This window comes from Paenibacillus sp. MAH-35 (genome assembly GCF_058135425.1).
Genome location: NZ_JBYUPU010000064.1, coordinates 17,822 through 30,402 on the forward strand (window position 1 = coordinate 17,822; position 12,581 = coordinate 30,402).

12 protein-coding genes and 1 other RNA gene are annotated in these 12,581 nt (G+C 52.8%); all 13 read left to right on the forward strand.

Going from position 1 to position 12,581, the window contains the following annotated elements; genetic code table 11:
* Nucleotides 1-124: 124 nt before the first annotated feature.
* Complete coding sequence (gene fba, locus AC3Y2E_RS32865; RefSeq protein WP_190923506.1) at nucleotides 125-979, forward strand: class II fructose-1,6-bisphosphate aldolase; 855 nt, start codon at nucleotides 125-127, stop codon at nucleotides 977-979.
* Between the two features lie 208 nt (nucleotides 980-1,187).
* Nucleotides 1,188-2,471 (forward strand): UDP-N-acetylglucosamine 1-carboxyvinyltransferase, encoded by a 1,284-nt coding sequence (murA, locus tag AC3Y2E_RS32870; protein WP_190923505.1) that lies wholly within the window; start codon nucleotides 1,188-1,190, stop codon nucleotides 2,469-2,471.
* Nucleotides 2,472-2,543: 72 nt separating this feature from the next.
* The gene (gene rho / locus AC3Y2E_RS32875; RefSeq protein ID WP_190923503.1) at nucleotides 2,544-3,821 is read left to right on the forward strand and encodes a transcription termination factor Rho; all 1,278 of its coding nucleotides are present in this window, start codon (nucleotides 2,544-2,546) and stop codon (nucleotides 3,819-3,821) included.
* Nucleotides 3,822-3,863: 42 nt separating this feature from the next.
* On the forward strand, nucleotides 3,864-5,117 hold the full coding sequence (locus AC3Y2E_RS32880; protein WP_332074414.1) for a radical SAM family protein: 1,254 nt from the start codon (nucleotides 3,864-3,866) through the stop codon (nucleotides 5,115-5,117).
* A gap of 113 nt (nucleotides 5,118-5,230) precedes the next feature.
* Entirely contained in the window at nucleotides 5,231-5,428 is a 198-nt protein-coding gene (rpmE, locus tag AC3Y2E_RS32885; RefSeq protein WP_190923499.1) for a 50S ribosomal protein L31, read from the forward strand.
* An 81-nt stretch (nucleotides 5,429-5,509) separates the two neighbouring features.
* On the forward strand, nucleotides 5,510-5,899 hold the full coding sequence (locus AC3Y2E_RS32890) for a hypothetical protein (protein WP_190923497.1): 390 nt from the start codon (nucleotides 5,510-5,512) through the stop codon (nucleotides 5,897-5,899).
* A 72-nt stretch (nucleotides 5,900-5,971) separates the two neighbouring features.
* Nucleotides 5,972-6,237: signal recognition particle sRNA large type (ffs, locus tag AC3Y2E_RS32895), an RNA gene on the forward strand.
* 182 nt (nucleotides 6,238-6,419) lie between these two features.
* Nucleotides 6,420-7,835: an ATP-binding protein gene (locus AC3Y2E_RS32900; protein ID WP_379217469.1), complete on the forward strand. Its 1,416-nt coding sequence runs from the start codon at nucleotides 6,420-6,422 to the stop codon at nucleotides 7,833-7,835.
* 102 nt (nucleotides 7,836-7,937) lie between these two features.
* The gene (dnaX, locus tag AC3Y2E_RS32905) at nucleotides 7,938-9,665 is read left to right on the forward strand and encodes a DNA polymerase III subunit gamma/tau (RefSeq protein WP_379217470.1); all 1,728 of its coding nucleotides are present in this window, start codon (nucleotides 7,938-7,940) and stop codon (nucleotides 9,663-9,665) included.
* A 20-nt stretch (nucleotides 9,666-9,685) separates the two neighbouring features.
* A complete protein-coding gene (locus tag AC3Y2E_RS32910; protein WP_190923491.1) occupies nucleotides 9,686-9,997 on the forward strand; it encodes a YbaB/EbfC family nucleoid-associated protein in 312 nt (103 codons plus the stop codon).
* A 25-nt stretch (nucleotides 9,998-10,022) separates the two neighbouring features.
* Nucleotides 10,023-10,622: a recombination mediator RecR gene (gene recR, locus AC3Y2E_RS32915; RefSeq protein WP_190923489.1), complete on the forward strand. Its 600-nt coding sequence runs from the start codon at nucleotides 10,023-10,025 to the stop codon at nucleotides 10,620-10,622.
* 861 nt (nucleotides 10,623-11,483) lie between these two features.
* Nucleotides 11,484-11,756: a DUF2508 family protein gene (locus tag AC3Y2E_RS32920; protein ID WP_332074418.1), complete on the forward strand. Its 273-nt coding sequence runs from the start codon at nucleotides 11,484-11,486 to the stop codon at nucleotides 11,754-11,756.
* Nucleotide 11,757: 1 nt separating this feature from the next.
* Nucleotides 11,758-12,021: a pro-sigmaK processing inhibitor BofA family protein gene (locus tag AC3Y2E_RS32925; RefSeq protein ID WP_190923485.1), complete on the forward strand. Its 264-nt coding sequence runs from the start codon at nucleotides 11,758-11,760 to the stop codon at nucleotides 12,019-12,021.
* Nucleotides 12,022-12,581 lie beyond the last annotated feature (560 nt).

Here is a 12,581-nt window from a genome sequence, read left to right on the forward strand (position 1 = left end):
AGTACAGAGGGCGGGACAGGCCGACAATTCGCCGACGGGCGTTACCATTTGAGGGACGAGTATGATATAATAGTCCAGTATTGCATTCGGAACCAATTCAGAAGAACGTTTAGGAGGAACGAAAATGCCGCTTGTTTCAATGAACGAGTTTTTGCCGAAAGCAAAAGCGAATAAATTTGCAGTCGGTCAATTCAACATGAACAATCTGGAGTTTGCTCAAGCGATTATGGAAGCTGCGATGGAGGAGAAGTCTCCTTTCATCTTTGGTGTGAGCGAAGGCGCACTGAAATATATGGGCATGGAGTACACGGTAGCGATTGCGGAAGCAGCCGCCAAAAAATCCGGCTTGCCGATTGCTCTTCACCTCGACCACGGAAGCAGCTTCGAAGTCGCTATGAAATGTATCCGCGCCGGCTTCAGCTCGGTTATGTTCGACGGCTCCCATTACACGCTTGAAGAGAATATCCGCCTGACCAAAGAAGTCGTAAAAGCCGCTCATGCGATGGGCGTATCCGTCGAAGGCGAGCTCGGAACGATCGGCGGCGTCGAAGACGATATCAGCCTCGACGAAGAGCATGCGAGCTTGGCCAAGCCTGAGGAAGCGATCCGTTTCTATGAAGAGACCGGTGTCGACTGCCTGGCGATTGCCGTAGGCACCGCACACGGCATGTACAAAGGCGAGCCGAAAATCCATTATGACATTATCGAACAAGTGGCGAAGGCTGTTCCCGTGCCGATCGTGCTGCACGGCGGTTCCGGCGTTCCGGACGAAGCGATTCGTCTGTCGATCGCAGCCGGCGTAGGCAAAATCAACGTAAACACCGAAAACCAAGTGGCTTGCACCGAAGCGATCCGCGAAGTGCTTGCCAAGGACGCCAACGTATACGATCCCCGCAAATATTTGACGCCTGCCCGTAAAGCGATGGTTGAAGTCGTGAAATCGAAAATCCGCCTGTTCGGCAGCAGCAACCAAGCTTAATATCCATAAAACGACAAGTACCAGCATACACATAAAACGTCTAGCAAAGCGATAACAGGATTGTGCCGGCGGGAACGGTTTCCCGCCGGGGTTCCTTTTTCTTTCTGCTTGCGTGCAACAAGTACAATACCGGAGTCTGCCCGTCCGGCAGACGGCAATGGTAGAGGAAGACTCCGAGAGTCTGCCTAATAGGGAGGAATTTGCCGGAATGACGGGGAAACTTTTGATCGCGGGAGGCCGCTCCCTGCGTGGAACGGTAACGATCAGCGGAGCGAAGAACAGCGCGATCGCGTTGATTCCCGCGGCGATCCTGGCGGAAACGAAGGTTGTGCTCGATAATCTCCCGCTCATCAGCGATGTCGATATTTATACCGATTTGCTGGGCGAGCTCGGAGCGAGCGTCGTACGCAGCGGTGACCAGATGATTATTGATCCGGGATCGATCCGATCGGTGCCGATGCCTAATGGCAATGTGAAGAAGCTTCGGGCTTCTTATTATTTGATGGGTGCTTTGCTTGGCCGGTTCGGAGAAGCGACGATTGGGCTTCCCGGCGGATGTAATTTCGAGCCTCGACCGATCGATCAGCATATCAAAGGGTTTGAGGCGCTTGGAGCGGAAGTGCGCAATGAGTTCGGAAGCATACATATCCGGGCGAAGCAGCTTCGCGGAGCTAAAATTTACTTGGATGTAGTCAGTGTAGGAGCGACGATCAACATCATGTTGGCGGCTTCTCGCGCCAAAGGAACCACTTTGATCGAAAATGCGGCCAAAGAGCCAGAAATTATAGATGTAGCTACCTTATTGAATGCAATGGGAGCGAAGATTAAAGGAGCCGGTACCGAAACGATCCGGATTGAAGGAGCCGATTCGCTGCACGGCTGCAGGCATTCCATCATTCCCGACCGCATACAGGCAGGTTCTTATATGATCGCGGCGGCGGCTACCCGCGGAGATGTCGTGATCGACAATGTCATTCCGAAGCATATGGAAGCGTTAACCGCCAAGCTGCAAGAGATGGGCGTCCACATTTACGAGATGGACGAATCGATACGCGTCGTAGGCCAGCCGGAATACGAGAGTGTAGACGTCAAGGCGCTTGTGTACCCCGGTTTCGCCACCGATCTCCAGTCCCCGATGACCAGTCTCCTCACCCAAGCCAAAGGCGTCAGCATATTGACCGATTATGTGTACAACAACCGGTTCAAGCACGTTCCCGAACTGATTCGCATGGGCGCCAAGATTAAGGTGGAAGGGCGTTCCGCGATTATCGAAGGTGGCATATTGTCGGCTGCGAAGGTTAGGGCTACGGATTTGCGTGCCGGCGCCGCGCTGTTTACCGCTGCATTAACGGTGCCGTCTGGAGTCACCGAGATTTCCGGTATCGAGTATATATACCGGGGCTATGAGAATTTGGTGCCCAACCTGCGCAGCCTCGGGGCGGAGATTTGGGAAGAAGACGCGGGAGTAGAGACTGTTGCAAGAATAGATTAAAAGAAATTCGGAAATGATAGGTTTATATGGCTTTGGCCGGTTTGAATAACGAATAGTGTGGTGGATAATGAGATGGATATGCATCTGGCACAGCTGGAGCAGCTGAAACTGACCGACTTGTACAAGTTGGCGAAAGAGCACCAAATAGCCTCATACGGCCAAATGAAGAAAAAAGAACTGATTTTTGCAATTTTACGCGCCCAAGCCGAAAAGGGCGGATTGATGTTTATGGAAGGTATCCTCGACGTGTTGTCCGAGGGCTATGGCTTTTTGCGTCCGATTAACTACTTGCCTAGCTCGGAAGATATTTATATCTCCCAGTCTCAAATCCGCAAGTTTGATTTGCGATCCGGCGACCGCGTATCGGGAAAATGCAGACCGCCTAAAGAAAATGAGCGCTATTTCGGGTTGCTGCAGGTAGAAGCGGTTAATGGAGAGAAGCCCGAGACGGCTGCCGAACGCCTTCACTTTCCTGCCCTTACGCCCCTGTACCCTCAGCAGAAATTCGTTCTGGAAACGACTCCCGAGAAAGTGTCCACCCGTATTATGGATATGCTAAGCCCGGTCGGCATGGGACAGCGGGGACTGATCGTCGCGCCTCCGAAAGCGGGTAAGACGCTGCTGCTCAAGGAGATCGCCAACAGCATCTCGCTGAACTATCCGGATGTGGAGCTTTTCGTGCTGCTGATCGACGAGCGGCCGGAGGAAGTGACGGACATGCAGCGCTCCGTCAAGGCGGAAGTGGTTGCTTCGACCTTCGACGAGCTACCGGAAAATCATATCAAAGTAGCCGAACTCGTTCTGGAACGTGCTAAACGTTTGGTAGAGCACAAAAAGGACGTCGTCATTCTGCTTGACAGCATTACCCGGCTGGCGAGAGCGTATAATCTCGTCATACCTCCCTCGGGAAGAACGTTATCCGGCGGTATTGATCCTGCGGCGTTCCATCGCCCGAAACGGTTTTTCGGTTCTGCGCGGAATATCGAGGAAGGCGGCAGCTTGACCATTTTGGCGACGGCGCTCGTGGAGACCGGTTCGAGAATGGATGACGTCATCTACGAGGAATTCAAAGGAACGGGCAATCTGGAGTTGCATCTGGACCGCAAGCTTGCAGAGCGTCGTATCTTCCCGGCGATCGACATTCGCCGTTCGGGTACGCGCCGCGAAGAGATGCTGCTAACCAAAGAGGAGCTCGAGAAAATTTGGGCGATCCGCAAAAATATGAACGATTCCCACGATTTTGTCGATGCGTTTCTTAAGAAGCTCGGCGATACGAAAACGAATCGTGAATTTTATGAAACACTGGAAGCCAAACCGGACGGCAAGCGGGTCAAAAATTCCGCCTCTTAATAGCCGCCCCGGCATACTTGAAATGAAAAAGAGGGAAGCCTCATGTATTTGGTATATGCGGACGAAGCGGGTAACGTATTCGATCATCCGGAGTGGACAGCACTCGGCCGCAGCGGTGACATGATTACGGAAATATGGGAAGACGAGCTGATTCCGCTGCCGGAAGGGGCGACCTTGGTCAGTCTGCCGGCAACGCGTGCGATTGGCTGGAACGAGCAGGCCGGGTCGATGCAGGCGATGGAAGGCCCCTATCAAGCGGTCGGAGCGCTGCTTCCTCAAGGATTTACGCGGCTATTGCTTCCCGGCTATGCCAAGAAGGACAAGTCGCAATTGCTTCCGTTATTCGGGTATACGGCGGTTGCCTGGAAGGACGGCGCTTTTTATGTCGCTGCCCGGCAAAGCGACGATCCTGAACCGTGGAATCCGCGTAACTGCGATACGAAGGAGCTGGAGCTTGGAGTCAACCGGTTAACTGGGGCTTACCCGGACAACCGGCTGTACCAGCATTTGTCCAAGTGCGCTTTGGAGTACGAATGCTTAACCGCCTCCAACACGTTTTTGTCCCGGCTGGAAGGGGCAGTACCGGTATCGTATTCCTGCAACGCCGGATGTTACGGCTGTATCTCGGAGCAGCCGGATGACAGCGGATTTCCGGCGCCTCAGACCCGGATGAACTTCAGACCGACGGTGGATGAGATCGTTCAGGTCATGCTGGAGCAATTGCAAACTCCGGATGCGATCATCAGCTTCGGACAAGGGTGCGAGGGCGAGCCCTCGACGCAGGCCAAGCTGATTATCGAGGCGATCCGCCGCGTACGCGAGCAGACCCGCAACGGATATATCAACATTAATACGAACGCGGGCTTAAGCGATCATATCCGCGCGATTGTCGATGCGGGTCTTGATCTGATGCGAGTCAGTACGATCAGCGCGCTGGACGACCATTATAATGCTTACTACAAACCTCGCGGCTATACGCTGGCCAATGTGGAGAAATCGCTCACCTACGCGACCTCCAAGGGTGTGTATACGTCGATCAATTACCTCGTATTCCCCGGAGTAACCGACAGGGAAGAGGAGATCGAAGCGATGCTGGGCTTCGCCAAGCGGACCGGATTGAGGCTGATCCAACTGCGCAACCTCAATATCGATCCGGAAGGTTATTTGCAGCTTATACCGCCAAAACGCGGCAACACTTACGGAATGAAACAAATGATCGAGATATTCGAAGCGGAGCTTCCGGATGTCGTCATCGGCTCGTACACGCACATTCCGCCGCGGGCACCAGCCAAATGATGGGTTGTACAAATCGTGTTGCATTTATCGGAAAAAACGTGATATAATGCGCTCATGTGTCCATATAACTCTGGGTCCAAATGAGACTCAGGGCGGAGAGAGGTGAAAGGCTCATGAAAACAGAAATTCAACCGAAATATTATGTAACGACGGCAACTTGCGCTTGCGGTAATTCGTTTGAGACGGGTTCCATTAAGCAAAACCTCCGCGTGGAGATTTGCTCCGCATGCCACCCGCACTTTACCGGTAAGCAGAAGTTTATCGACGCCGGCGGACGTGTTGATAAATTTAAGAAAAAATACGGCATTTAATTTTACACGTATGGCGTACGATTCCTCGTGTATACAACAACCTCTCTTGGTCATCCTAGAACCAAGGGAGGTTGTTTCTTTATGAAGATCAGACCAGGCTTGCTGACTGCAGCCGTGCTGCTTCCGATGCTGCTGACTGCCGGATGTGGGGGCGGTGACGGCACCTCGAGGACGAAGTCGTACCAGAACGACGGTTACTTGGGCATGACGAACACGAATCCGAGCTTGCCCTTGACTCCGACTTACCATACGTATGAGGTCGATACAAGAATGATGCGCGATGCGGTTACGCCAATCGCGGGCGTCCGGAATGTCCGGATCGTCATGAACGGGGCGAATGCCAGCATAAGGGTCATTACCGCCAAGGGGTTGTCCGAGCAGGAGAACGAGCGAATCCGCAGCGAAGCGGCGCAAGCGTTGCAGCATGCGGTGCCCCGATACAATTTTAAAGTAACTACCCGCAGCGAGTAGAGGGGAGCCGCTTCATAAGATGCCAAATGATGAAGGTTGCGTTAAGCCGGCCAATCCGCTATACTAGGTTTACCGTGCTAGATGGGGAGGTAGCGGTGCCCTGTACCCGCAATCCGCTACAGCGGGGTCGAATTCCTGTTTTCGGTCTTGTCGATGTGAGGTCTGACTTTTACACGAAGTGTTGACGGTCGGGTCCTCCGCAATGGACGCTTGTGAACCCGGTCAGGTCCGGAAGGAAGCAGCCGTAAGCAAGATGGTTCATGTGCCGGAGGAGTGCCTGACTCGAGCTAACCGGTAAAGGTTCCGCTCGGATCGCAAGATCAACGGCAGGTGCACGGTAACTAAATATGACGATTACCGAGAAATAACGCCGATTCAGACGTCATGAGACGCTGATTCGGCGTTTTTTGGTTTGGAACTGGAATCGCTTGGAAGGAAAAAACAGATCCGAGTAGAATTGTTATAAGAAGGGGGCCGGGCCGGACGTTAGCCCGGTATTATAAATAGAAGGTGGTATTGCATGGAAAAATTCCGGATCACGATGCCGTCTCCGCAAACGTTTATTCGCAGTCTCGATGCGGTCCCGGCTGCCATTATGGATGCAGATGGCACAATAGTAGAGTGTAATCGCGCCTTTTCTCATCTGTTCGGCGGGAGATGCGGCGTAGGCGGCTCCATATTTATGCTGGTGCCTGAGGAATCGTGTCTGGAAGCGATATGCGAGCGGTGCGAGAACAGCATGGACGAGGACGGCACGATCGAGATCAAGCTGAGGGCCGGACAGGGAAAACAGGTGGCGACCCGCTGCTGGTTCGGGCGTGCGGAGTCGGGCGCACGGCATCTGTATGCTCTTTTATTGTCCGGTTTGGCGCCGGGGGAGCTGAGCTTGCTTCAGCAATTTTCGGGTACATTTGTCCGGGATGTCAATTTGGGAGTTCTCGTGGTCGATCAGGAGTTCCGTCTGGTCGATATTAGCGACATGGCCTGCCATATTCTTGGAATCGACCGGCAGTCGTCGCTAGGTTTTCCGATGGAGGAGGTGTTCCGGTCCGTGCCGAAGGAGCATCGTCTTGTTCAGCGCACACTGTTGGACGGTGTGTTGGTCAGAAGCCACGCGGTTTCCTGGACGAACGACCGGCAGCGTTACGAGCTGCTGATGGACTCCAATCTCATTCGCGATCCGCTTGGCCAAGTGGTGGGAGCTTATGTGATTTTCAAAGATGTAACCAACCTTCGTTCTTTGGAGCAGCAAGTGCAGCGAAGCGACCGTCTCGCCATGATCGGACAGATTGCCGCCGGAACGGCCCACGAGATTCGCAACCCTCTAACGTCCATTAAGGGCTTCTTGCAGGTACTAAACCGGACGTTTCATCAAAGCGGGATGGAGAGGGAGGAAGGCTACACGGATTTGATGCTGGCTGAGATTGACCGGATTAACGAGCTGGTCAACGAGTTTTTGCTGCTGAGCAAACCGAAAAACGTGACCTTTGACAAGATTGATATTTCCTCGGTACTGCGCGACATATTGCCGATTATTAACAACCAGGCTGTTCTGCACAATGTAACGATCCAGTATCAGTCGGTTTACCAGATTCCGAAAATTATCGCCGACCGGGAGTTGCTCAAGCAGGTGTTTATCAATTTATGCAAGAACGGAATCGAAGCTATGACGCAAGGGGGGACATTAACGATCATTGAGAAGATAGACGCCCGGGCCAGAAAGGTGCATGTGGAAGTTCAAGATTCGGGCGCCGGCATACCAGCTTATTTAATCGATAAAATATTCGACCCTTTCTTTACGACCAAAGATAGCGGCACCGGCCTCGGGCTCTCCGTCTGTCAGCGGATCATCCACGATATAGGAGGCAGCATTCGCGTTTCCTCCAAAGGCTTCGGCACAACATTTACGGTCAGCGTACCGTTTTCCCCGAGCTAACCCTGCGCGGTTGGTCAAAAGGAAGAGGTTTAGTGTATAATGGAGTACATGAACCTCATGGGTTAGAGAAGGATCTAACGAACTTTTCGGGGAGAAACGCCAATGGCGCACATTGCATTATACCGGACTTGGAGGCCGCAAGCCTTCCGGGATATCGTCGGACAAAAGCATATTACACAAACGCTGCAAAATTCGCTGCGGGACGGACGGCTCACCCACGCCTACCTGTTCAACGGTCCCCGGGGGACCGGAAAGACGACAGCCGCCAAAATATTAGCCAAAGCTGTAAACTGTGAGAGGGGTCCTGCGGAGGAGCCGTGCAACGAATGCTCTGCCTGCAGGCGCATTACCGAAGGCGCCGTGATGGACGTCGTCGAGATCGACGCCGCCTCCAACCGGGGCGTGGAGGAAATTCGCGACATCCGGGAGAAGGTGAAGTACGCTCCGACCGAAGTGAGGCACAAAGTGTACATTATCGACGAGGTGCACATGCTCACGACGGAAGCGTTTAATGCGCTTCTCAAGACGCTGGAGGAACCGCCTGCCCATGTCATGTTTATCCTTGCAACGACAGAGCCGCACAAGCTCCCGGCCACGATCATCTCGCGGTGTCAGCGGTTCGATTTCCGCAGGGTGCCGTTGGACGAGCAAGTGTCGCGCCTCACCTATATTTGCAGCCAGGAGAACGTGAATGCGGAGAACGAGGCTCTCCAATACGTAGCGCGCTTGTCGGACGGCGGGATGCGGGATGCGCTTAGTCTGCTCGATCAGATTATCGCATATACCGGCAACGACGTCACTCTCCAGGAAGTGCTGGCCATCACCGGAGGAATCGGACTGGAGCAGTTCGGCCGGCTGGCCGAGGCGGTTGCGGGACGGGATGCCGGTGCGGCGCTGGAATGTATCGAGCTTCTGATGCAGGAAGGCAAAAGCGCCGAGAAATGTATGGAGAATCTGATCTATTATTTCCGGGACGCCTTAATGCTGAGGCTGGTGCCGAACGCAGAGGAGTGGACCGACCGGATCACCGATCCGGGGGCGTTCCGTACGATGATCGGATCGTTCTCGAGCGACCATCTGTTTCACATCATCGACGTGCTGAATCACTATCAGACCGAGATGAAATATTCGGCTCAGCCGCAGACGATTTTCGAGGTGGCGGTGCTTAAGCTGTGCAGTTCTTCGCCGGCGGGCAGCGTCCCGGTCCAACCCCAGCAAGGGGCCGCCGAGAAAAGCGGAGATCCGGAAGTCGCGGCGCTTAACCGGAAAATCACGCAGCTGGAGCAGAAATTGGATCAGCTTCTGAAAAGTGGGTTGGCGCCAGCTGGCAAAGAATCGTCCCAGCGATCCGCAGCCCCGCCCAGATCCACTTCTTCCTCAGTTGCGATGAAGGCGGGCATCAAGCTGGACCCATACTTGCCGCATGCCGATTCGCCGACGCTTAAGCAGGTGCTGGGCAAGTGGGGACAGGTGCTGCAGCAGGTAAAAGAGCGCAAAATTATGGTTCACGCCTGGCTGGTGGACGGGGAGCCGGTAGCGGCGAGCGAAGATACGCTGCTGCTTGCTTTCAAGAGCGCAATGCACCGGGAGACGACGGAAAGACCGGCTCATAAAGAGCTGATCGAACAGGTGATCTCCGAATTGCTGGGCTCGCCGCTTCGGCTCGTTACGGCGATGCTTAAGGATTGGAAGGCTGCGCAAGCCGATACGGCGGAGCAGCCCGAAGTGATGCGTATGGAGTCGCAAGAGGCGGCAAGTCAGCCCGGCGACGACGTCGTTGACGAAGCTATCAAGTTGTTCGGCCAAGATCTGGTCGTAATCAAAGAATAATCCGGGAGGATGAACTCGCTATGAACAATATGCAGCAGATGATGAAACAAGTGAAGAAGATGCAGGAGCAAATGGTAAAGGCGCAAGAAGAGCTCGGAACCAAGACGGTTGAAGGCAGCGCAGGCGGCGGGGTCGTGACTGTAACCGCAACGGGACATCGCAAGCTAACGAATATCGTGATCAAGCCGGAGGCTGTAGATCCTGAAGATGTGGATATGCTGCAGGACCTTATTTTGACGGCCGTCAACGACGCGCTTACCAAGGCGGAGCAGATGGCGGAGCAGGATATGGGACGTCTGACCGGCGGCATGAAGATGCCGGGCTTGTTCTAATTGAAACGTAAAGGAGCCGTTCGTTTTGTACTACCCGGAACCGATCGCCAAATTAATAGACGCCTTTTCGAGGTTGCCGGGAGTGGGTCCGAAGACGGCCGGCAGACTGGCTTTTCACGTGCTGCGCATGAAGGAGGAGGATGTGCTCGATTTCGCCAAATCGCTCGTTAGCGTCAAGCGGAACTTGCACTACTGCTCCGTATGCTGCAACATTACCGATGTCGATCCGTGCCGCATCTGTCAGGACAAGAAGCGGGACGGTTCCGTCATCTGCGTCGTTCAGGAAGCCAAAGATCTTGTGGCGATGGAGCGGACCAAGGAATATAACGGCTACTATCATGTGCTGCATGGGGCGATATCGCCTATGGAAGGAATCGGGCCTGACGAGATTCGGATTGCGGAGTTGCTGCGGCGGCTCGGAGATGAACAGGTGCAGGAGCTAATTTTGGCGACGAATCCGAATATCGAGGGGGAGTCGACGGCGATGTATTTATCGCGGCTCGTCAAACCTTTCGGCCTCAAAGTTACACGGATCGCTCACGGGCTTCCCGTAGGCGGGGATTTGGAATATGCCGATGAAGTGACGCTGTCCAAGGCGCTCGAAGGACGCAGGGAACTGAGTTAATGCGAATAAGCTGTGCGGAACGTGGCATACGTTCCGTGCGGCTTTTTTTGACGAGAGCGAATGATTAATTCGCTCGCTAAAGCGTTAAAGGGAACCGAGACATTCGGAACCGAGTTAGAATAGCGCCTGTCTTCTGCTCTTATTCTGGCGGGGGAGGAGCCGAATAAGAGCGGTTTGTAACCTTAATTTTGCCTGAAAACCCGCTTGAACAAGGAATAGGAGTGGTTTGAAGCTGCTAAAATCAGCGAAAAGGATACACCCCCATTAGTTGGTTGAAATAAGGGGTGCATACCGCTTCTATTCGTTTTAGTTTTGCGAATAGGCCGAAAATAGAAGATTCCAAAGAGGCTGTCGATTCATTATGGACAACCAAGTGGAAAGGGAAAAGATGACCTTCTGGCGAGTTTTGTCTGGAATCCCCTACCTTACAATCGTTATTAAACCAAGGGATTCCGGACAACCTGTCTGAGCAGAAGAAGGTAACTTTTCACTTGGAACGGCCTGCTAACACTTCTACACAATGAATCGACAGTCTCTCCAAAGGCTCTTATTTTGTTAGTTGACCCGCGTGCATGCGTTTTGACCAAGGCGAACATAGCCTGCTCATAAAATGAGCGGAACTAGCTTCATTGGAGTCGAGTTGTTTTACTTAAAACCTCATCAACCAGCGACTTATGCGAATGTGCCCACTCCCTTCCTGCGAGCATGTGCGTGGGTTTGCACGTCAAGGAACATTAAGATGATTTTCCCCGAAGGGTATTCTTAATTGCGGTACGCCCGACATTTTCGTTCTGGAAAAGCTTCGACTTTCATAGGTATTACTAAGCCGAGAGCTTCGATACCGATGGGGGTGGGGTGGACATGTTGTGGCGTTTTCCTTGGAAGTGGAGAAAGAAGCAGGAAGATCCGTTGTTGAAGGACAAGCAGATTTTGCTCGAAGAGATCCGTGTTGCGGTGGTGGAGTGGCAGTATGCGCAGCAAAGGCTGGATTATATGGTCGAGCAAGACCAGATTGACTACGCGATATATGCGCTGGAAGCGGCGGAGAAACGGTATGAGATGCTGCTCAAAAACGCCAAAAAATTGAATATCCATGCGCTTCATGTCGGCATGAGCAGAGCGGCGGAGGGGTAACATGCGAACGATCTGGCTCGGAGTACTGCTTATTTCATCGATTCTTTTGGTTGTTGTCCTTATGCGCCGCAAACATTCTCGCCAGTGGATCGGTTATGCCGTGCTGCATATTGTAGTCGCTGCTTTTTTGCTGTACTTCGTCAACCTGGCCGGCTCGTATTATGATTTTCGAATTCCGGTCAATATGCCGACGGTCGCGACGGTGCTAATGCTGGGTGTCCCGGGGCTGCTTATGCTCGTCGGGTTGAAGTTCGTTTTATTTTAAGAACTAGCGGAATACAGCTTGAAGATGAGCTTCGCGATCGTATTAATTTATACGTCTAAGAAAAAAATCGGCAACCCGGGAAACCTGGACGGAGCAGAGGCGCCGCTAAATCGGCAGAAGCTTTTATGCAAAGTTCTGAGCGGAAGTTATTTAGAGCAGTGAAGCGTTAAAGGTCGGGTAAGCGGAACGGCATTAGCTGCACGATATAACTGAATCTTATATGGGGTCTCACATCTTGCAAGCAGCTTCGATTTAGAAGCTTTTTCTTTTTGCTTGCTTAAGGCGGCTATACGTGGTATATTGTAATTCCGCCTCTTCGAGGGAAGCTTAGACAAGCTCGAAGGCAATAAAGTTTTTAAAAAAACTTCTTGCAAAGTACTAGGCGGTTGTGATATATTAAAGAGGTCGCCGCAAAACGAAAGCGACAAAAGATGACAAGCGATTTGCTCCTTGAAAACTGAACAACGAGCGTGCAAGTGACGATCTCGCAAGAGATCAAAACAAGTCGAGTTATCGACACAAGTCAGTACGTTTGAGCAATCAGCTCTAAAATAATGAGA

Coding starts and splice junctions, on each gene's coding strand:
- rho (WP_190923503.1), top strand. CDS start 2,544: ATGGATATGCATCTGGCACAGCTGGAGCAGCTGAAACTGACCGACTTG.
- AC3Y2E_RS32880 (WP_332074414.1), top strand. CDS start 3,864: ATGTATTTGGTATATGCGGACGAAGCGGGTAACGTATTCGATCATCCG.
- AC3Y2E_RS32900 (WP_379217469.1), top strand. CDS start 6,420: ATGGAAAAATTCCGGATCACGATGCCGTCTCCGCAAACGTTTATTCGC.
- fba (WP_190923506.1), top strand. CDS start 125: ATGCCGCTTGTTTCAATGAACGAGTTTTTGCCGAAAGCAAAAGCGAAT.
- AC3Y2E_RS32925 (WP_190923485.1), top strand. CDS start 11,758: ATGCGAACGATCTGGCTCGGAGTACTGCTTATTTCATCGATTCTTTTG.
- rpmE (WP_190923499.1), top strand. CDS start 5,231: ATGAAAACAGAAATTCAACCGAAATATTATGTAACGACGGCAACTTGC.
- AC3Y2E_RS32890 (WP_190923497.1), top strand. CDS start 5,510: ATGAAGATCAGACCAGGCTTGCTGACTGCAGCCGTGCTGCTTCCGATG.
- AC3Y2E_RS32910 (WP_190923491.1), top strand. CDS start 9,686: ATGAACAATATGCAGCAGATGATGAAACAAGTGAAGAAGATGCAGGAG.
- murA (WP_190923505.1), top strand. CDS start 1,188: ATGACGGGGAAACTTTTGATCGCGGGAGGCCGCTCCCTGCGTGGAACG.
- dnaX (WP_379217470.1), top strand. CDS start 7,938: ATGGCGCACATTGCATTATACCGGACTTGGAGGCCGCAAGCCTTCCGG.
- AC3Y2E_RS32920 (WP_332074418.1), top strand. CDS start 11,484: ATGTTGTGGCGTTTTCCTTGGAAGTGGAGAAAGAAGCAGGAAGATCCG.